The sequence below is a fragment of the uncultured Neisseria sp. genome (genome assembly GCF_951230505.1).
GTDB lineage: Bacteria > Pseudomonadota > Gammaproteobacteria > Burkholderiales > Neisseriaceae > Neisseria.
Map to the genome: position 1 here is coordinate 1 of NZ_CATNVN010000015.1, position 20264 is coordinate 20264.

General features: G+C 47.5%; 22 protein-coding genes and 1 tRNA gene. 15 read left to right on the forward strand and 8 right to left on the reverse strand.

Going from position 1 to position 20264, the window contains the following annotated elements:
* The coding region (locus Q1M25_RS02055) for an amidohydrolase family protein (RefSeq protein WP_300481244.1) at positions 1-549 on the forward strand (549 nt) is incomplete at its 5' end.
* 131 nt (positions 550-680) lie between these two features.
* On the opposite strand, the gene Q1M25_RS02060 is transcribed toward Q1M25_RS02055, so the two are convergent.
* Both Q1M25_RS02060 and cysD read right to left on the reverse strand, forming a co-directional pair.
* A complete protein-coding gene (locus Q1M25_RS02060; protein WP_003681918.1) occupies positions 681-1244 on the reverse strand; it encodes an alpha/beta hydrolase in 564 nt (187 codons plus the stop codon).
* Positions 1245-1476: 232 nt separating this feature from the next.
* Positions 1477-2391, reverse strand: a complete 915-nt coding sequence (cysD, locus tag Q1M25_RS02065; RefSeq protein ID WP_293203678.1) for a sulfate adenylyltransferase subunit CysD — start codon at positions 2389-2391, stop codon at positions 1477-1479.
* Positions 2392-2607: 216 nt separating this feature from the next.
* Here cysD and Q1M25_RS02070 point away from each other — a divergent pair, with 216 nt between their 5' ends.
* Positions 2608-3234, forward strand: coding sequence for a hemolysin III family protein (locus Q1M25_RS02070; RefSeq protein WP_300481251.1), 627 nt, complete (start codon positions 2608-2610; stop codon positions 3232-3234).
* A 59-nt stretch (positions 3235-3293) separates the two neighbouring features.
* Here Q1M25_RS02070 and Q1M25_RS02075 read toward each other — a convergent pair whose 3' ends face one another.
* Positions 3294-4724, reverse strand: a complete 1431-nt coding sequence (locus Q1M25_RS02075; protein WP_300481254.1) for a sodium:alanine symporter family protein — start codon at positions 4722-4724, stop codon at positions 3294-3296.
* Positions 4725-5087: 363 nt separating this feature from the next.
* Between Q1M25_RS02075 and Q1M25_RS02080 the strand changes: the two genes are divergently transcribed.
* Positions 5088-5816 carry a YebC/PmpR family DNA-binding transcriptional regulator gene (locus Q1M25_RS02080; protein WP_300481257.1) on the forward strand — a complete coding sequence of 243 codons (729 nt, stop codon included), beginning with the start codon at positions 5088-5090 and terminating at the stop codon, positions 5814-5816.
* A gap of 60 nt (positions 5817-5876) precedes the next feature.
* On the opposite strand, the gene Q1M25_RS02085 is transcribed toward Q1M25_RS02080, so the two are convergent.
* The 4 genes from Q1M25_RS02085 to tgt form a co-directional block, all read right to left on the reverse strand.
* Positions 5877-6368 carry a disulfide bond formation protein B gene (locus Q1M25_RS02085; protein WP_300481260.1) on the reverse strand — a complete coding sequence of 164 codons (492 nt, stop codon included), beginning with the start codon at positions 6366-6368 and terminating at the stop codon, positions 5877-5879.
* Between the two features lie 205 nt (positions 6369-6573).
* A complete protein-coding gene (locus Q1M25_RS02090) occupies positions 6574-6972 on the reverse strand; it encodes a cytochrome c (RefSeq protein ID WP_070625846.1) in 399 nt (132 codons plus the stop codon).
* Positions 6973-7092: 120 nt separating this feature from the next.
* On the reverse strand, positions 7093-8103 hold the full coding sequence (gene hemH, locus Q1M25_RS02095) for a ferrochelatase (RefSeq protein WP_300481265.1): 1011 nt from the start codon (positions 8101-8103) through the stop codon (positions 7093-7095).
* Between the two features lie 85 nt (positions 8104-8188).
* On the reverse strand, positions 8189-9304 hold the full coding sequence (tgt, locus tag Q1M25_RS02100) for a tRNA guanosine(34) transglycosylase Tgt (RefSeq protein WP_300481267.1): 1116 nt from the start codon (positions 9302-9304) through the stop codon (positions 8189-8191).
* 237 nt (positions 9305-9541) lie between these two features.
* Between tgt and Q1M25_RS02105 the strand changes: the two genes are divergently transcribed.
* From Q1M25_RS02105 to accD, 11 genes are all read left to right on the forward strand, one after another.
* Positions 9542-9618 (forward strand) — tRNA-Val (locus Q1M25_RS02105).
* Positions 9619-9670: 52 nt separating this feature from the next.
* The gene (thrS, locus tag Q1M25_RS02110) at positions 9671-11584 is read left to right on the forward strand and encodes a threonine--tRNA ligase (protein WP_070843132.1); all 1914 of its coding nucleotides are present in this window, start codon (positions 9671-9673) and stop codon (positions 11582-11584) included.
* A gap of 17 nt (positions 11585-11601) precedes the next feature.
* A complete protein-coding gene (gene infC, locus Q1M25_RS02115) occupies positions 11602-12123 on the forward strand; it encodes a translation initiation factor IF-3 (protein ID WP_079453677.1) in 522 nt (173 codons plus the stop codon).
* Between the two features lie 142 nt (positions 12124-12265).
* Positions 12266-12463, forward strand: coding sequence for a 50S ribosomal protein L35 (gene rpmI / locus Q1M25_RS02120; protein WP_003675505.1), 198 nt, complete (start codon positions 12266-12268; stop codon positions 12461-12463).
* A gap of 12 nt (positions 12464-12475) precedes the next feature.
* On the forward strand, positions 12476-12835 hold the full coding sequence (rplT, locus tag Q1M25_RS02125) for a 50S ribosomal protein L20 (protein ID WP_107723514.1): 360 nt from the start codon (positions 12476-12478) through the stop codon (positions 12833-12835).
* Positions 12836-13082: 247 nt separating this feature from the next.
* On the forward strand, positions 13083-14072 hold the full coding sequence (gene pheS, locus Q1M25_RS02130; protein ID WP_300481274.1) for a phenylalanine--tRNA ligase subunit alpha: 990 nt from the start codon (positions 13083-13085) through the stop codon (positions 14070-14072).
* A 103-nt stretch (positions 14073-14175) separates the two neighbouring features.
* Positions 14176-16539 (forward strand): phenylalanine--tRNA ligase subunit beta, encoded by a 2364-nt coding sequence (pheT, locus tag Q1M25_RS02135; protein WP_300481277.1) that lies wholly within the window; start codon positions 14176-14178, stop codon positions 16537-16539.
* 114 nt (positions 16540-16653) lie between these two features.
* Positions 16654-16956 carry an integration host factor subunit alpha gene (locus Q1M25_RS02140; RefSeq protein WP_003680933.1) on the forward strand — a complete coding sequence of 101 codons (303 nt, stop codon included), beginning with the start codon at positions 16654-16656 and terminating at the stop codon, positions 16954-16956.
* Positions 16940-17287: a hypothetical protein gene (locus Q1M25_RS02145; protein WP_004519475.1), complete on the forward strand. Its 348-nt coding sequence runs from the start codon at positions 16940-16942 to the stop codon at positions 17285-17287. Before Q1M25_RS02140 ends, Q1M25_RS02145 begins: the two co-directional genes overlap by 17 nt.
* A 326-nt stretch (positions 17288-17613) precedes the next feature.
* The gene (gene trpA / locus Q1M25_RS02150; RefSeq protein WP_300481281.1) at positions 17614-18399 is read left to right on the forward strand and encodes a tryptophan synthase subunit alpha; all 786 of its coding nucleotides are present in this window, start codon (positions 17614-17616) and stop codon (positions 18397-18399) included.
* A 74-nt stretch (positions 18400-18473) separates the two neighbouring features.
* Positions 18474-19340 carry an acetyl-CoA carboxylase, carboxyltransferase subunit beta gene (gene accD / locus Q1M25_RS02155; RefSeq protein ID WP_300481284.1) on the forward strand — a complete coding sequence of 289 codons (867 nt, stop codon included), beginning with the start codon at positions 18474-18476 and terminating at the stop codon, positions 19338-19340.
* A gap of 95 nt (positions 19341-19435) precedes the next feature.
* Here the strand turns inward: accD and Q1M25_RS02160 are convergent, their stop codons facing one another.
* On the reverse strand, positions 19436-19822 hold the full coding sequence (locus Q1M25_RS02160; protein WP_003760765.1) for a helix-turn-helix transcriptional regulator: 387 nt from the start codon (positions 19820-19822) through the stop codon (positions 19436-19438).
* A 149-nt stretch (positions 19823-19971) separates the two neighbouring features.
* Between Q1M25_RS02160 and Q1M25_RS02165 the strand changes: the two genes are divergently transcribed.
* On the forward strand, positions 19972-20264 hold a 293-nt coding region (locus Q1M25_RS02165), incomplete at its 3' end, for a hypothetical protein (RefSeq protein WP_300481288.1).

Below are 20264 nucleotides of genomic sequence, written 5' to 3' on the forward strand. Positions count from 1 at the left end.
CAAGTGCCGAATCTTAAAGTCGTGTTTGAACACATCACTACTGCCGAAGCAGCCCGACTGGTATTGGAAGCAGGCGATAATGTGGCCGCGTCCGTGACGCCGCAACACTTGCTGCTCAACCGCAACGACCTTTTGGTCGGCGGCGTGCGCCCTCATCATTTCTGCCTGCCTGTACTTAAACGTGAAACCCACCGTCAGGCTTTGGTTGCTGCCGTTACCGGCGATAAGGCGCATAAATTCTTCCTCGGCACGGATTCTGCGCCACATGCTAAAACTGCCAAAGAAAATGCTTGCGGTTGTGCCGGTATGTTCAGCGCGATGACCGCCATCGAGCTTTATGCCGAAGTGTTTGAGAAAGCAGGCGTGTTGGACAAACTGGAAGCCTTTGCTTCTAAAAACGGCCCGCGTTTCTACGGTCTGCCTGAAAATTCCGATACCATCACATTGCTCAAACAAACGCAAACCGTACCTGCCAGCGTACCTTACGGCGATGGCGAGCTTGTACCGATGAGGGCCGGCGGCGAGATCGAATGGACGGTGCAATATTAAATTTGCCGTCAAGGAGACAATAAAAAACAACCTGCTTGAAAGGACAGGTTGTTTTTTATTGTCGTTCAGACGGCCTGTTATGGGGAAGGGAGGCTCACTAGGCCGTCTGAAAATCGGATTATATTGTGTGTTTATTCGGTCAACATGGGTTTCAGCGCTTCCCAAGCCTGCGGCAGTTGGGTAAAGCCGTCCGAAGCCATCAAATGGCCGCCTTCGGGAATATGGGTAACAGGACTTTTGAGTTTGGCCGCCATGTCCAAAGTCAGTTCGGGTGGAACATGGGTATCGTTGTCGGAAACCAGACAGTGTTTGGGCATGTCGATTTTGCGCAGGATGTCGAAATCGGGCGACGCTGCTTTAATGTAGGCATCAAGCGCAGGCAGGGGCGGCAACGTATCGGCAAAACCGGCGGCAAGCAGCAGACCGCCGATTTTTTGCGGCTGTTGGCGGCTGAGGAAGTGAAGGAGGGTAATGCAGCCGAGACTGTGGCCGACTAGGAAGGTATGGGCATCAGGCTTGCCGATGTGCTGGTCAAGGGTAAACTGCCACGCGGTCGTGCTTGGTTTGTCAGGATTGGGCATGGCGAGGGAGATTGCTTGTGCGCCGGTGCTTTTGACTTGGGCGCAAAGCCAGTCAAACCAGTTGCCGTGCGGATTGCCTTCAAAGCCATGTACGATATAAACGCGTCGATTCATGTTTTTCCTCCTTCAGACGGCCTGAGACTTTTGTCTAAATCTCTGCCTATAAGCGTTCATTATACCATGTTTGTTTATGTTTTATTGTTTGTCGCTTGGTAAGGATTTTTGATTAAGCTTTTGTTGTTAAATGATATTTGCAAGAATAATAAAGCAAACAACACGGCAGGGGCGGATGGCTTTGCCGTGTTGTTCGGGTTTGAAATATATATGTGCCGTCTGAAAAACCGGTTTAGAAATAGCCTTGTTTTTTGCGCTCTTCCATTGCCGCTTCCGATACGCGGTCGTCCATGCGCGTGGCGCTGCGTTCGGAAATGGTCGCAGCGGCGGTTTCGGCAATGATGTCTTCCGGCGTGGCAGCGGTACTGGCAACAGGGCAGGTGCAGGAAATATCGCCGACGGTGCGGAAACGGACATCACGGATTTGGGCAATTTCGCCTTCGCGTTTTGGGGTTAACGGGGTAACGGGAACGAGCAGGCCGTTTCGTTCGACCACTTCGCGTTTGTGGGTGTAATAAATCGGCGGCAGGGCGAGTTTTTCGCGTGCGATGTATTGCCAGATGTCTAATTCCGTCCAGTTGGAAATCGGGAACACGCGCATGTTTTCGCCTTGGAACAGGCGTGTGTTGTAGAGCGACCATAATTCAGGACGTTGGTTTTTGGGGTCCCATTGGCCGAACTCGTCTCGGAAAGAGAAGATGCGTTCTTTGGCGCGTGCTTTTTCTTCATCGCGGCGTGCGCCGCCCATCAGTGCATCAAAGCCTTGTTCTTCGATGGTTTCAACCAGTGTAACGGCTTGGGCGGCGTTGCGTGAATCGGTTTCGCGGCGCAAGACGACGCTGCCTTTGCGGATGGATTCTTCTACGCTGCCAACCACAAGTTGTACGCCGGTACGCGCAACCGTGTCGTCGCGGAACTGAATCACTTCGGGGTAATTGTGGCCGGTATCGACGTGCAGGAGTTTGAACGGCAGCTTCAGCGGACGGCCTTCGATTTGGAAGGCTTTGACGGCAAGCGCCAGCAATGCGACGGAGTCTTTGCCGCCGGAAAACAGCAAGGCCGGATTTTGGGCATTGGCAATGACTTCGCGGATGATGTAGATGGATTCGGCCTCGAGCCAGTCGAGGTGGTGGTTTTGGATAGACATTTTTTCTCTCTTTGCAACCTTGGCGACAGTCGATACTTTAGTGAGGCCGTCTGAAAAAGGGAAAGAATGGTTTGTTTGTTGCAAAGATGTTTTTGTTATATTGCAAAGCCGTGTTTTTCAGACGGCCTTTGCGCTTTAACTTATTTTTAACCCGATTTCTCTGACGAAGCGCCTGTCTTGGCGTACACTTTGGTCTTTTATAAATGAGAATGGTTTATGTATCACGGCGAGAGATTTAATGCGTACAGCCATTTGGCCGGTTTCTTTTTGGCAGTGGCGGCGTTGGTGCTGATGCTGGTAAAAGCGGTGGAATCGGCGGACGGCTATCGGATTGCCGGTGCACTGACTTACGGAGTCTGCCTGCTGCTCCTGTATTTGGGCTCAACCTTATACCACAGTATTCCGCAGCCGAAAGCCAAGGCGATTTTGCAAAAGGTCGATCATTGTATGATTTATCTTTTGATTGCGGGCAGCTATACGCCGTTTACGCTGATTACCCTTCACGGCGGCTGGGGCTGGTCGCTTTTCGGTGTGTCGTGGGGGCTGGCTTTGCTGGGCATTGTTCAGGAGCTGACGATCGGGCGCAAAAGCGAGAAGCGGCTGCTGTCAATGGTGATTTATGTGTTGATGGGCTGGCTGATTGTGGTAGCTGTATGGCCGCTGATACAGTCGCTTTCGGCCGGTGGATTATTTTGGCTGGTGTTGGGCGGCGTATTGTATAGTGCGGGGATTTATTGGTTTATCAACGATACGAAAATCCGCCACGGCCACGGTATCTGGCACTTATTTGTCTTGGCAGGCAGTTTGACGCAATTTATCAGCATTTATTTTTATGTGTTGTAGTTTCAGACGGCCTGAAATAAAAAAACCTCTCAGTTTGACTGAGAGGTTTTTGTTTGTCGTTAACCTGGGTTTTTGTCGTGGAATTCGTGGAATTCATAGTTGTAGGTCAGCTCTTTGCCTGCTTTGGTTTGCGCCAGATAATCATCGTAAACTGCACGGATTTCCTTACGCAGTAGGAAGAGGGCGATTAAGTTCGGTAAGACCATAAAGCCGTTGAACATATCGGACATACTCCAAACCAAATCCACTTTGCCCAAGGTACCCAATACGATGGCCACCAAAACCAGTGCGCGGTAGATGCCCAAGTGTTTGCCGCGGAACAGGAAGCGGATATTGGATTCGCCGAAGTAGTACCAGCCGATGATGGTGGTAAAGGCGAAGAAGGTCAGGCAGACGGCGAGCAATTGCGAACCGAAACCCGGGAAGGCTTTGTTAAAAGCCAGTTGGGTAACCGCCGCGCCGGTTTCGCCGGAAAGGTTGGCATCGGTCAGCAGGATAATCAGCGCGGTTGCCGTGCAGACCATCAGCGTATCGATAAAGATACCGATAAATGCGGCCATACCTTGTTGCACAGGATGTTTGACGTTGGCAGTCGCGTGAGCGTGCGGGGTCGAACCCATACCGGCTTCATTGGAAAACAGGCCGCGTGCCACACCAAAGCGGACTGCCTCGCGCATGCCGATACCGGCCGCACCACCCAATACCGCTTCAGGATTGAAGGCGGCGACAAAAATATTGTGGAACATCGGGATGATGTGGTCGGAGAATTTGAACAAAATAATCACGGCACACAAGATGTAAATTACCGCCATAAACGGCACGACAAATTGTGCGATACCGGCAATGCGGTTGATGCCGCCGATGATGATCAGGCCGGCGAATACCGCCAAAGCAATGCCGACAGCCATCGGGGGAATATCAAAAGCCAAATTCATGGCCGAGGCGATGGAGTTGGATTGTGTCGCGTTACCGATGAAGCCCAGCGCGATAATCAAGGCGATAGAGAAAAAGCCGGACAGGAAACGCGCCGCACCACGGCCGATTTTCGGAGTCAGGCCATGTGTGATGTAAAACGCAGGGCCGCCGATGTATTTGCCGTGGCTGACCACGCGGTATTTTTGCGCCAAAACGGCTTCTGCAAAAATGGTAGACATGCCCAAAATGGCAGACAACCACATCCAAAAAATGGCACCCGGGCCGCCGGCAGTAATCGCAGTGGCGACACCGGCAACGTTACCGGTACCGATTTGCGCGGAAATCGCCACGGCAAGCGCTTGAAATTGAGACAGGGATTTGCCTTCGTGGTCTTTGTCTTTTTTGCTGAACAAGCCGCCGAAAACGGATTTGAAACCCGCCCCCAATTTGGTCACTTGCGGCGCGCCCAAGTACAGGGTAAAGAACAGGCCGATACCGATTAAGGCATAAATCAGCAGGTAGTCCCAAAGAACCAGATTGACTGCACCCACCAGAGCAGACAATATTTCTTCCATAATAAAACCTTTAATAAAAACAATAAAAATAAAATGATACGGGTAACTACTCCCACTCATTTCTCGCGTTTGGCAACATCGGCGAGCAGGCCGTTTTGCCATTCGATACCGGTTAAGTTGTTAACAATTTTGACCGGTTTTGTCATCATACCGTAAACCTTCGTGAATTAAAACGAAAACTGACAAAGGGTTGCCGAAAATGTGCTTCTTTATTTAAAAAAGGTTTTTTTGTTTTCAGACGGCCTTTTTTGCAAATGTTCGGACCGTCTGAATATTTTGGCTAAAGGCAACTTATGATAAAATGCACGCCTTACAAATGAAGCAAATTCCGCCTTAACGCGTGAAAAAACGAAAGGAATCAACATGGCAGGCCATAGTAAGTGGGCAAATATCCAACACAAAAAAGCCCGACAAGATGCCAAACGCGGCAAAATTTTCACCCGTCTGATTAAAGAAATTACCGTTGCTGCCCGCATGGGCGGCGGCGATCCCGGCGCAAACCCGCGCCTGCGTCTGGCTTTGGAAAAAGCCGCTGAAAACAATATGCCTAAAGACAACGTGCAACGTGCCATCGATAAAGGTACGGGCAATCTGGAAGGCGTGGAATACATCGAGTTGCGTTACGAAGGCTACGGCATCGGCGGCGCGGCTTTGATGGTGGACTGTCTGACCGACAACAAAACCCGTACCGTTGCCGATGTGCGTCACGCGTTCACTAAAAACGGCGGTAATTTGGGTACCGACGGCTGCGTAGCGTTCAACTTCGTTCATCAAGGCTATTTGGTGTTTGAACCGGGCGTTGACGAAGATGCGCTGATGGAAGCAGCTTTGGAAGCTGGTGCGGAAGACGTCATCACCAACGACGACGGTTCCATCGAGGTGGTTACCGCGCCGAATGACTGGGCCGGTGTGAAATCGGCTTTGGAGGCGGCAGGTTATAAATCTGTTGACGGTGACGTTACCATGCGCGCCCAAAACGAAACCGAGTTGAGCGGTGAAGATGCGGTTAAGATGCAAAAACTGATTGACGCATTGGAAGATTTGGACGACGTACAAGACGTTTACACTTCTGCCGTGTTGAATTTGGACTAAACAGTTTAAAGAACAAAAGGCCGTCTGAAATTTCAGACGGCCTTTTTATATTGAAACCAATTAGATTTTTCTGGTTTTCAACCAAGCCCAAAGCAGCAGCAATACCACGAAGCTGAAATACAAAACACTCCAAACCGGCAGGGCGACGCTGAATAGATAGTCCGGCTCGGCGCAGTTGCCAAAGCCGCGGACGATGGGTTCAAACCAATCGAACAAAGGCCAGTCGCGCAGGCGGAAAGTCCAAGGTGCGCCGCAAGAAGGGGCGGTGCCGGGCGGCAGGCTTTGCAGCCAAATTTGATAGGCGGCGACACCGGCGCCGTAAACGGCCGGGGCGGCAATCAACAATGCCGAGAGCGAGCGGGCAAATTTGGAAGTTTGCGAACTGAATGCCGTAACAATGGCCAACAGCCCGATAGCCAATACGCACAAGCGTTGCAGGATGCACAATACGCACGGGTTCATGCCCAAAACGTATTGGGAAATAAAGGAGCCACAGGCGGCAAATATGGAGAGGACGACTAGAAATAAAACAGTCTTGCGGAAAAAGTTCATAACATAAAACCTTTCAGACGGCCTGGACGTAAAACAGCCGCTAAATAACGTTTACTTTAACACAAAACGTATATGCTTTTTTTGGTTTGACGGTTTTTTGCGTATGTTTGTTGATGTTGCGTAACCATAAATATGGAAATAAGAATGTGTTCCATATCGAAAAGGCCGTCTGAAATGTTCAGACGGCCCTTAAGGGAGAGACGTTTTATTTTTTCCCGTGAGATTTTTTGACATCTGCTTCAGTAATCGTACCGCCGCCATTATTGAAGGCGTTCATGATGTAAGTGGCAACGGCGGCGACATCGGCATCATTGATGGCAGTAGAAGGCATGAAGCCGTTGTAGGATTTGCCGTTTACTTTAATCGGGCCGTTGATGCCTTTGGTCATGCTTTGCAACAGGACTTGCGGTTTTTTGTTGATATAGTCGGACTGGAATAAAGGCGGGAACATGGCACCCCGGCCTTCGCCTTTTTTACCGTGGCAGGCAGCGCAGTTGGTTTCGTAAATCTTTTGTCCTTTGCTCATCAGCGTGGCATCAGCGGCAAAAGCGGTTGGGAGGCTGAGTGCGGTCAGAAGGAGCAGGATAGGGCGGAGTGCAGTCATGATGTGTTCCTTTTTGAGTAGTGTTTTTGATGGCTACACGCTTGGTTTGCGTTTGAATAACTTGATGATAACGCTAAAGGCCGTCTGAAAGTGGATTTTTCAGACGGCCTTTGGTTTAGGTCAAATCCAGCCTTGCAGATTGGCCCGACTTAATTGTGCAAGTGCGGCAATCCAGTCGGCGGAATCGTTGAGGCAGGGGATGTAACGGTATTCTTTGCCGCCTGCGGCGTGGAATTGTTCGCGTCCCATAATGGCGATTTCTTCCATGGTTTCGAGGCAGTCGGCCAGGAAGCCGGGGCAGAATACGTCGAGTTTGGTCGTGCCTTGTTTCGGCAGCTGATCAAACAGGGCTTGCGTACTGGGCTTGACCCATTGGGATTTGCCAAACTGGCTTTGGAAAGAAACGATGTATTCTTGTTCGGACAAGCCCAATGCCTGCGCGAGCAGTTTGGCGGTATGGTGGCACTCGTCAGGATAGGGGTCGCCGTCGTCGTGATGCTTTTGCGGAATGCCGTGGAAACTCAACATCAGTTTTTCGCTGCGTCCGTTTTGGGTCCAATAGGCTTCAATATGCTGCTTCATGGCTTGAATATAGGCGGCATCGTCGTAATAACGGGAGACGGTGCGGACACTTATTTGGTTGCGTTGCAGCAATAACTCTTGAAATACTTTATCCAAAGCCGCGCCGGTAGAAGAGCCGGCATATTGAGGATAGAGTGGGATGACCAGTAATTTGCCCACGCCTTGGGCTTTGAGTTCCGCTAAAACGTCGGCAACGCTTGGATTGCCGTAAGTCATGGCATGACGGACGATGACATCGGGCAAATGTTTGGCCAGGGCTTCTGCTTGGCGGTGTGTGTAAACCTCAAGCGGCGAACCTTCTTTAAACCAAACTTTTTCATAGGCATATGCGCTTTTTTTCGGGCGAAAAGTCAATACCAAGCCGCGCAATATTGGTTGCCATAAGAGCTTGGGCAGTTCGACAACACGTTGATCGGACAGAAATTCTTTCAAGTAAGGCTTGACTGCGGTAGCAGTGGGCGCGTCAGGCGTGCCGAGGTTGAGCAGCAGGACGGCGGTACGGTTTTGTGCGGTGTAGGCTAAGGGCGGTTCGGTATGGAAACGGGACATGATTGTGCTTTATTAATTAAGAATATTGAGGCCGTCTGAAAAGCAGTTTGAATCCAAACCTGATTTCAGACGGCCTTTAAAAGGATTAATCCACACCGCGGGCACGGTTTTCATGGAATTGCACCTGCCAATCGGCAAATTTGCCTTGTTCGATGGCTTCGCGCATTTCGGCCATGATGACTTGGTAGAAGTGCAGATTGTGTATGGTGTTGAGTTGTGCGCCCAAGATTTCGCCGACACGGTGCAGATGGTGCAGGTAGGAGCGGCTGAAATTCTGACAGGCGTAGCAGGTGCAGCTTTCATCAATCGGACGCTTGTCGAGTTTGTGTTTGGCGTTTTTGATTTTCAAATCGCCAAAACGGGTAAACAGCCAGCCGTTACGCGCATTGCGGGTAGGCATGACGCAGTCGAACATATCCACGCCGTGTGCCACACCGTACACCAAGTCTTCAGGCGTGCCGACGCCCATCAAATAATGTGGCTTGTGTTCCGGCAGGATAGGGCCGACGGCGCGCAACATGCGGTACATTTCGGGCTTAGGTTCGCCAACGGACAAGCCGCCGATGGCCAAGCCAGGGAAGTCAAGCTCTTCCAAACCTTTCAGCGATTCTTCACGCAAATCTTCATACATCGCGCCTTGTACAATGCCAAACAGCGCATTCGGGTTTTTCAGGTCTTCAAAAGCCTTTTTGCTGCGTTCCGCCCAGCGCAGGCTCATTTGCAGCGATTTTTGCGCTTGGCTATGCGTTGCTTCGCCAGGGGTGCATTCGTCCAACTGCATCACGATGTCGGAATTCAACACGGTTTGGATTTTCATCGACACTTCGGGCGAGAGGAACAGTTTGTCGCCGTTGATCGGGCTTTGGAATGTACAGCCTTCTTCGGTCAGCTTGCGCATGTCGGACAACGAGAATACTTGGAAACCGCCCGAGTCGGTCAAAATCGGCTTATCCCAGCCGATAAATTCGTGCAGGCCGCCGAATTGTTCGATGACTTCCAAACCCGGGCGCAGCCACAGATGGTAAGTGTTGCCTAAGATGATTTGCGCTTTGATGTCATGCAGGTTTTGCGGGTTCATCGCTTTGACCGAACCGTAAGTACCGACCGGCATAAATACCGGCGTTTCGATTTTGCCGTGGTTCAGTTCCAAAGTGCCGCGTCGGGCATGACCGTCTTTTTTGTGTAAGGTAAATTTGAGCATAGTAATAATAGATTGGACGTTCGCGTGTGTGCGAAATGAAAGGGCAGATTATAAAGGATTTTTCGTTGGTTGACGGCTGGATTTTATCTTTGTCAAAACAATGCTTCAGACGGCCTGAATGACGGAGAGAATAAAAAATGAGGTATAAATCAAACAAAAATATTCAGGCCGTCTGAAAAGTATTTACAGATGCTTGCAAAAGGGAACACGCTTCGTTACAATAAGCGACTTAGATGAAGGCACATAGCTCAGTTGGTTAGAGCACCACCTTGACATGGTGGGGGTCGTTGGTTCGAGTCCAATTGTGCCTACCAAATTTCCATAACGGCTTTATGCCGTTATTTTTTAATGTTTTGGAGCTTTCTGATGTTGAACATTACCTTGCCGGACGGTTCGGTCCGCCAATATGAATCACCCGTTACCGTGGCGCAAATTGCAGCGTCTATCGGTGCAGGTTTGGCAAAGGCAACTGTAGCGGGCAAGGTTAACGGTAAATTGGTGGATGCTTGCGATCCGATTACCGAAGATGCCCATGTTCAAATCATTACGCCAAAAGACAAAGAAGGCGTGGAAATTATCCGCCACTCCTGCGCGCACTTGGTCGGTCATGCGGTCAAGCAGCTCTACCCAGATGCCAAAATGGTTATCGGCCCGGTGATTGAAGACGGGTTCTATTACGATATTGCAACTGAAAAACCATTTACCCCTGATGATGTGGCTGCCATCGAAGCGCGCATGAAAGAGTTGATTGCACAAGACTATGACGTCATTAAAGTGATGACGCCCCGTGCAGAAACTGTCAAAATTTTCCAAGATCGCGGCGAAGAGTACAAATTGCGTCTGATTGAAGACATGCCTGAAGTGGAAGCAATGGGTATGTATCATCATCAAGAATACGTCGATATGTGCCGCGGTCCTCACGTTCCCAATACTCGTTTCTTGAAAAACTTTAAGCTGACCAAACTGGCAGGCGCATACTGGCGCGGCGACAGCAATAATGAAATGTTGCAACGTATTTACGGTACGGCTTGGGCAAGTAAAGATGAATTGAAGGCCTATATCCAACGCATCGAGGAAGCAGAAAAACGCGACCACCGTAAGCTGGGTAAACAATTGGATTTGTTCCACCTGCAAGATGAAGCGCCGGGTATGGTGTTCTGGCATCCTAAAGGCTGGGCTTTGTGGCAAGTGATTGAGCAGCATATGCGCAAAGAGTTGAATGCTGCCGGTTATAAAGAGGTGAAAACGCCTCAAATTATGGATAAAACCTTCTGGGAAAAATCCGGCCACTGGGAAAACTATAAAGACAATATGTTCGTGACCAGTTCAGAAAAACGCGAATACGCGGTTAAACCGATGAACTGTCCGGGTCATGTGCAAATTTTCAATAACGGCTTGCGCTCATATCGCGATTTGCCAATGCGTTTGGCCGAGTTCGGTTCTTGCCACCGCAATGAACCAAGCGGTGCATTGCATGGTCTGATGCGTGTTCGCGGTTTTGTACAGGATGATGCGCACATCTTCTGTACCGAAGATCAAATCGTTGATGAAGCACGTGCATTCAATGAATTGCTGGTTCGTATTTACAAACAATTCGGCTTCCATGATGTTGCTGTGAAGTTGTCACTCCGCCCTGAGCAACGTGCAGGTTCTGACGAAGTCTGGGATAAAGCCGAACAAGGCCTGCGTGATGCATTGACCGCTTGCGGCGTAGAGTGGGAAGAATTGCCTGGCGAAGGTGCATTCTACGGTCCTAAGATTGAATACCATGTTAAAGATGCCTTGGGTCGTTCTTGGCAGTGCGGTACCCTGCAGTTGGACTTTGTATTGCCAGAGCGTTTGAATGCCGAATATGTAACAGAAAACAACGACCGTGCGCGTCCTGTAATGTTGCACCGTGCTATTTTGGGTTCATTGGAGCGCTTCATCGGTATTCTGATTGAAAACCATGCAGGCTCATTCCCATTGTGGCTTGCGCCGGTTCAAATGGTGATTATGAATATCACCGAGAACCAAGCAGATTATTGTCGAGAAGTAGCTGCTAAGTTGCAGGCGGCAGGCTTCCGTGTCGAATTGGATTTGCGTAACGAAAAAATCGGTTACAAAATCCGCGACAACAGCCAATACCGTTTCCCTTATCAAATCGTTGTCGGCGATAAAGAGAAACAAGAAAACAAAGTTGCGGTACGCCGCAAAGCAGAAGACTTGGGTTCTTTGAATGTAGATGATTTTATTGCACAATTGCAGCAAGAAATCACTGACGCCCTCGTCAATCATTAATTTTTATAGGAGTATTCATCATCGCTCAAGAACGCGAAGCACGAATCAATGGTGAAATTACCGCCAAAGAAGTGCGATTAATCAGTGAGTCAGGCGATCAGCTTGGTGTCGTTTCAGTTCGTGAAGCTCTGGCTATGGCCGAAGAGCAAGATGTCGATTTGGTAGAAATTTCCCCAACTGCCAAGCCGCCCGTTTGCAAACTGATGGATTACGGTAAATACAAATACCAACAAGCCAAGAAGCGCGACGAAGCCAAGAAAAACCAAAAGCAGGTACAAATCAAGGAAATTAAATTCCGTCCGGGTACTGATGAAGGCGACTATCAAATCAAGATGCGCAACATCAACCGTTTTCTTGCCGATGGTGATAAAGTCAAAGTGACATTGCGTTTCCGCGGTCGTGAGATGGCCCATCAACAATTGGGTGCCCAACTGCTTGAACGCGTAAAAGAAGAGTTGGCTGAAGTGGCACAAATCGAGTCCTTCCCTAAAATGGAAGGCCGCCAAATGGTGATGATGATTGCGCCTAAGAAAAAATAAAGCTATAATGCAAGGCTTATTTCGATTGCCGCTCGAAATAAGGTTTAATTAGCGGCAAAAACCGTGGTATTTTGGGTTCCAAGTGTTTGAAATTTATTTCAAAACCCCTTATACCTTATCTAATAACGAATGGAGTTTTCCAATGCCTAAAATGAAAACCAAGTCTAGCGCGAAAAAACGCTTTAAAGTACTGGGTAACGGTGGTGTAAAACGCGGTCATGCGTTCAAAAGTCACATCCTGACCAAAAAAACCACTAAAACTAAACGTCAATTGCGCGGCACCGCTATGGTGGATTCACGCGATTTGGCTTCTGTTGCTAAAATGTTGCCCTACGCTTAAGGAGTTTAGAATATGCCACGCGTAAAACGCGGTGTTACCGCTCGTGCTCGTCACCAAAAAGTCTTCGCGTTAGCCAAAGGCTACCGCGGTCGTCGTAAAAACGTTTACCGTGTTGCCAAACAAGCGGTAATGAAAGCCGGTCAATACGCATACCGTGACCGTCGCCAACGCAAACGTCAATTCCGTCAACTGTGGATCGTTCGTATCAACGCAGGTGCCCGTGAAAATGGTCTGTCTTACAGCAAATTCATGAACGGCCTGAAACGCGCTGCTATCGAAATCGACCGCAAAGTATTAGCTGATTTGGCTGTATTCGATAAAGCTACATTTGCACAATTAGTTGAAAAAGCTAAAGCTGCTTTGGCTGCTTAATTCGATAAGATTATTTAAAAAGGAAGCTTATGCTTCCTTTTTTCTTTTCTTAAAGAAATCCTATGTAGTTGATTTTCTTTCTTTAAACTCTATTTTTTTATACTAATTTGCGATAAAATAGGCCTCTCTTATCAAACGGATTGGCCGCAGTAAGACAAAGGCCGTCTGAACGGGTTTGCAATCAAATCCAACAGACGGCTTTGTTATTTCAGACGGCCTGCCATCAACAAACAGACGATAAACCACTATGGAAAATGTAAACCGTATCGTTGCAGAAGGTATTGCCGCTATTGAAGCCGCGCAAGACTTCAATGCCTTAGAACAAATTAAAGCACGCTATCTTGGTAAAACCGGCGAATTGACTGGACTTTTGAAAACTTTGGGTCAAATGTCTCCTGAAGAGCGTAAAACCATAGGCGCACAGATCAACGAATGCAAAAATCAGTTTCAAACGGCCTTTAATGCTAAACGCGATGCTCTGAATGAAGCCAAGCTGCAAGCCCAATTGGCTGCAGAAGCCTTAGATATTACTTTGCCGGGCCGTGCGCAAGAGTATGGCGGTTTGCATCCAGTTACTTTGACTTTGCAGCGTGTGGTTGAGCTGTTTCACGGTATGGGTTTTGAAGTGGCGGACGGCCCTGAAATCGAAGACGATTTCCACAATTTCCAAGCCTTGAATATTCCTGCAAATCACCCAGCGCGCGCGATGCAGGATACCTTCTACGTTGAAAACGGCGATGTTTTGCGTACACACACTTCGCCTATTCAAATCCGCTATATGCTCGACAAAAAAGAGCCGCCTATCCGCATTATTGCCCCCGGCCGCGTTTACCGCGTGGACAGTGATGCCACTCACTCACCTATGTTCCATCAGGCTGAAGGTTTGTGGGTAGAAGAGGGTGTGACTTTTGCCGACTTGAAAGCTGTGTTTACTGACTTTATCCGCCGCTTCTTTGAACGCGATGACCTGCAAGTACGTTTCCGTCCGTCTTTCTTCCCATTTACCGAGCCTTCTGCTGAAATCGATATCATGGGCGAAAATGGTAAATGGCTGGAAGTTGGCGGTTGCGGTATGGTACATCCTAACGTATTGAAAAACGTCAATATCGACCCTGAAAAATATACCGGTTTCGCTTTCGGTATCGGTCTCGACCGCTTTGCCATGTTGCGCTACAACGTCAATGACCTGCGCTTGTTCTTCGATAACGATTTGAACTTCTTGAAGCAGTTTAAATAAATTTCAGATGGTCTTTTGATAGGCCGTCTGAAAAGTGAATAGATATTACTGATTTCGTCTGATAAAAATTTGTTTCAGACGGCCTGATAGTAGAGAAAATAATATGCAATTTCCTTATTCATGGCTGAAAACCCAAGCCAATCCTGATCTTTCTGCCGATAAACTGGAACATCTTTTGACCATGGCCGGTTTGGAAGTGGAAGAAATCGATACTGCTGCCCCTACTTTCAGTGGCGTGGTTGTTGCCGAAGTAAAATCCGTTGAAAAACACCCTGATGCAGACCGTTTGAACGTTACCCAAGTTGATGCCGGTACGGGCGAGTTGGTTCAGATTGTTTGTGGTGCGCCGAATGTCAAGCCGGGCATTAAAGTGCCGTGTTCGTTGCCAGGTGCCGTTTTGCCGGGCAATTTCAAAATTAAGCCGACTAAAATGCGCGGCGTACCATCAAACGGTATGTTGTGTTCGACCAATGAACTGGGTTTGCCTGATGATGGTGTAGATGGTCTGCACATTCTGCCTGAAGATGCGCCTGTCGGTACCAACATCCGCGAATACTTGGATTTGGACGATACGCTGTTCACATTGAAAATTACGCCTAATCGTGCTGATTGCTTGAGTGTTAAAGGCATTGCGCGAGAGGTTTCTGCGTTGACTCAATGTGTGTTTACGCCTGTTGAAATTCAGACGACCTCTATCGGCAGCGAGAAAAAACAGGCTGTCCGTATTGATGCACCGGCCGACTGTGGCCGTTTTATCAGCCGCGTTATTGAAAATGTTAATGCGAAAGTGGCTACTCCCGATTGGATGAAACAACGTCTGGAACGCAGCGGTATCCGCAGCATTTCCGCATTGGTGGACATCGGCAACTATGTGATGCTGGAAATCGGTCAGCCTATGCATGTTTTCGATGCTGACAAGCTGTCAGGCAGTTTGATTGTCCGCCGTGCTCAAAATGGCGAGACTTTGGCGTGTCTGAACGAGAAGACGGTTACTTTGGCTGACAATACACTGGTGGTCGCTGATGAAAAAGGTGCGTTGAGCTTGGCAGGTTTGATGGGCGGCGAGGCAAGCGCGGTTTCAGACGACACGCAAAATATTGTGTTGGAAGCAGCTTGGTTTGCTCCGGAGATTATTGCCGGTAAATCCCGTCAATACGGTTTTGGCTCGGATTCTTCTTTCCGTTTTGAGCGTGGCGTGGATTACCGCTTGCAAGCTGACGCTATTGAGCGTGCCACCGAATTGGTGTTGCAGATTTGCGGTGGTGCAGCCGGTGAAATGGTTGAAGCACAAGGAAAATTGCCTGAGGCAAAACAGGTCGAATTACGTTTAGGCCGTCTGCAAACGGTATTGGGCGTTGAAATCCCTGCCGAGCAAGTCGAAATTATCTTGCAACACTTGGGTTTGCAGCCTGAGAAAACCGCAGAAGGCTTCCGTGTCACTTCTCCTAGCTTCCGTTTCGATATCGAAATCGAAGCCGATTTGATTGAAGAAATCGGCCGCGTTTACGGTTATGAAAATATTCCCGACGACTATACTTCAGGCCGTCTGAAAATGTTGGCTTTGCCTGAAACCAAACGTCCGCGTTTTGCGGTTTATAACGAAATGGCGGCTCGCGGTTACCGCGAAGTGGTCAGCTATGCGTTTGTGGATGAGCAATGGGAGCAAGACTTTGCTGCCAATACCAATCCTATCCGCCTGCAAAATCCGTTGGCGGCGCAGTATGCCGTCATGCGTTCTACGCTTATTGGCGGTTTGGTGGAAGTTTTGCAAAACAATTTGAACCGTAAGCAAAACCGCGTACGCGTATTTGAAATTGCCCGCGTGTTTAGCAAAGACTTGGCTGATCAATTTGTTCAAAACGAACGTATCGGCGGTTTGTGGTATGGCTCCGTACTGCCTGAGCAATGGGGAGAGAAAACACGCAACGTAGATTTCTACGATATGAAAGCTGATGTTGAGAGCCTCTTGAAAAACAAGGAAGTATCCTTTGTTAAGACCGAACATCCGGCATTGCATCCGGGACGTGCCGCCAATATTGTTTCAGACGGCAAAGTAGTTGGTTTCGTCGGCGAGTTGCATCCGAAATGGCTGCAAAAATATAACTTGCCACAAGCGCCGCTGGTATTTGAAATCGATATGGATGCGGTATTGGGTCGTGAGAAAACCCGTTATCAGCCCGTATCCAAATTCCAACCTGCACGCCGAGATTTGGCATTTGTAATGCCTGAAGCTGTGACGCATGATGATTTGTTAAATGCCCTAAAAGCGGCGGCGAACAAGCTGGTTCAAGAAATCAGCGTGTTTGACGTTTACCGCGGTACGGGCGTGCCTGAAGGCATGAAGAGCGTTGCCGTCAAAATCATTTTGCAAGATATGGAAAACACGCTGACAGATGAAGTCATCGAGCCTTTGGTTGCGAAAATGATTAAAGCGGCAGCCGAAAAAGACGCACAGCTTCGCGCTTAAAATAAGATAAAAGTTGTCGCCAAAAATCACCAATAATATTTGATTTTTTGGTGAGGACTTGATTTGTAAAAGAATTTTGGTAATAATTGCACCAGTTTGAATGAAGGTAAACACATGACACTAACTAAAGCAGAATTGGCTGATATTTTGGTCGACAAAGTCAGCAACGTCACCAAGAATGATGCCAAAGAAATCGTCGAGCTCTTTTTTGAAGAAATCCGCAGCACTTTGGCGCGTGGTGAAGAAATTAAAATTTCCGGTTTCGGTAATTTCCAATTGCGCGACAAACCCCAACGCCCTGGCCGTAACCCTAAAACAGGCGAAGAAGTGCCGATTACCGCACGCCGTGTGGTAACTTTCCATGCCAGCCAAAAACTCAAAGGCATGGTGGAGCATTACTATGACAAACAACAATAATCCGGTTATTCCTGCCAAGCGTTATTTTACGTTGGATGAGATGTGCCAATTGGTGCAAATCAGCCCGGCTCAGTTTGCCCAATGGCAACATGAAAATAATGTTGTGATTGGATACGGTGGCGATAGATATACGCGCTCAGATGTAGTTAAGTTATTGAAACTGAAAGATACATTTGAACCGTATATCGATACGTTCAGCCGTGGCGCTTTGGATGCAAACGGTAATCCTGCCGCCAATGCAGAAGAAGTCCGTCATGGTCTGACGCAGATTTTATCTGATTTGGAGCGTCATCTGGGTTCTGAACAACAAAACCACCATGTCGAGCTGTAATCGATAGGGAAATTTTGATCAAAAGTGCGAAGGCATACAAAGATTTGCATAATTGATTCTAATAAAGGCTGTTTGAATGATTTTCAGACGGCCTTTATTGTTTTATATTGCTTTCAAAATATCAGAATCTTGATTGCAAATGATTCTATGAAATAGCCGTAAATGTTATACTTAGCCTCTTGTTTGCCGATTGAGAAGAAACAGTCATTAGATAATGCGGATAAATGCTGCTTTTTCATGGCAGACTGAGGTTTTTAAAACAAATGTAACGGCAGAATAAACAGGTTGCCGGACAACATTCAAATCGATGAAATGGATAGCAGAAAATGAGCAGAATCCAACAAACTTTTTCAGTGCTCAATGGCGCAAAAGCACTGATTCCTTATATTACGGTGGGTGATCCCAGCCTTGAGACAACCTTGGCACTGATGCATAGCCTGGTGGCTAATGGTGCTGATATTTTGGAACTGGGTGTGCCGTTTTCTGACCCGATGGCGGATGGTCCGACCATTCAGCGTGCAGCCGAAAGGGCGTTGGCAAATCATGTTTCTTTGCACGACGTATTGGAAACAGTACGTTTGTTCCGCCAAACCAATAATAAAACGCCGATTGTGTTAATGGGCTATTTGAACCCAGTACATAAAATGGGTTATCAAGCGTTTGCGCAAGCGGCTGCCGACGCGGGCGTGGATGGCGTATTGACTGTGGATTCTCCTGTAGAAACCATTGCTCCTTTACATGAGTCGCTGAAAGCGCAAGGTATTGATTGTATTTTCCTTATTGCGCCAACAACAACTGAGGAGCGTATTCAAACGATTGCCAAAGTGGCCGGCGGTTTTGTGTATTATGTATCGCTCAAAGGCGTGACCGGTGCGGCAAGTTTGGATACTGAAGAAGTTTCGCGTAAAATAGAGCTTTTGCGCAAATACATCGATATTCCGATCGGTGTCGGCTTCGGCATCAATAATGCGGAGAATGCGCGTAAAATTGGTGCGGTAGCGGATGCCGTTATTGTCGGCAGCCGTATCGTCAAAGAGATTGAAAGCCACGCAGGTAGCGAGGCCGAAGCGGTAGGCGTGTTGGTTAAAGAGTTGAAAGACGCGATTCGCTAAATTTTTTATTCCATTATTTCAGACGGCCTTACATTCAACAGGCCGTCTGAATTCTGAATTCCAAGGAGTCATTCATGAGCTGGCTAGATAAAATTCTTCCTCCGAAAATTAAAAACCGAAGCAGTTCGTCCAGCGTCCCTGAAGGCCTGTGGCACAAATGTCCGTCTTGTTCGGCAACGGTTTATTCAACCGAGTTGAAGCAAAACAGCGAAGTCTGCCCGAAATGTAATCACCACAATCCGCTTTCTGCGCGCGAACGTTTGAATCTACTTTTGGATGAAGAAGGCCGTGAAGAGATTGCAGCCAATATTAAACCGACCGACCCGCTGAAATTCAAAGACAGCAAAAAATATCCCGACCGCCTCGCGGCTGCGCGTAAAGCAACCGGCGAAGACGATGCATTGGTTGTTATGAAAGGCACCATGAACGGCCTGCCTGTCGTTGTGGCTGCGTTTGAATTCCGTTTTATCGGCGGCTCTATGGGTTCGGTCGTGGGTGAGCGTTTCGTTCAGGGTGTACGTCGTGCCGTTGCAGATAATTGTTCGTTTATTTGCGTGGCGGCTTCCGGTGGTGCGCGTATGCAGGAAGGGATTAACTCTTTGATGCAGATGACGAAGACCAGCGCGGCTTTGCATTTGCTGACTGAAAAACGTCTGCCGTTTATTTCCGTATTGACCGACCCGACCATGGGCGGCGTATCTGCCAGCTTTGCCTTCTTGGGCGATGTGATTTTGGCAGAACCGAATGCTCTGATTGGTTTTGCAGGTCCGCGCGTTATCGAGCAGACTGTACGCGAAACCCTGCCAGAAGGTTTCCAACGTGCAGAATTTTTGTTGGAGAAGGGCGCAATCGACCAAATTGTCGATCGTCGTTCCATGAAAAAACGTATCAGCGATTTGATTACTTTGTTGCGTCATGAAGGTAAAGTAACCGCTGCTTGATTAGTACAATAAGAAAGGCCGTCTGAAAATAATATTTCAGACGGCCTTTTGATTCCTGATGATTAAGCAGAGAATTTTGCAAAGGTCTCAGAGTGTTAATTTTTTTTGAGTAGAGAAATGATTTCTTTTAAAGCTAAAATTTCGTTTTCTTGTCGTTGAATAATCTCATTATTGTGAGAGATTGTCAGTTTCAGTTTTTCATTTTCAGCTATTAATGCTTCATTGTTACCATAGTAATTTGATCCGTAATTGTGGCTATTATCCCCGACTAAAAGAAATAATGGTTTTTCTTTTGTAATCAATTCAACCACATCAATTTTAAAAATCTGTGCAATCTGATTCAATTTATCAAAAGTCAGTTTGGTTTGCCCGCGTTCTATCTTTGCATACCCATTAGCAGACATTGCTAATTTTTCTGCCATTTCTTCTTGAGACCATTGATTCATTTCTCTCATTACTCGGATTTTTTCATGAAGTTCCATGTTTACTCACTTTTAGGCGTAATTTCGATACTAAAAAATAGATATTTAATATGATTAGTGGGTGGTTTAACTTTGATATTAAGTATAGCATCTTTGTTTCTAAGTAGATATTAAATCAATGCAGGGATAGGCGTTTTGGAGTGCTAAGTATGAGTTTTATAACAATAATTTTTTTGATATGTGCATATATTTTTAATTTTGACTCGAAAGATGAGTTTGTTTGGATTATGGTGTTTTGTGGATTTGTGGAGGTAATTTTTTCAGGTAGATTGTTGTTATTATTACCTTTGATGATTGGTAATTATTTTGCTTCAGGTTATATTTATGAGCAATTTTTACCTAGCGGATTTTGGTCTTTTATATTGTGTGGAGTTGTTTCTGGTATCAGTGGATTATTAATTGGCGGGATAATTTATCTTATTTTAATATTAATTTTTAGGGT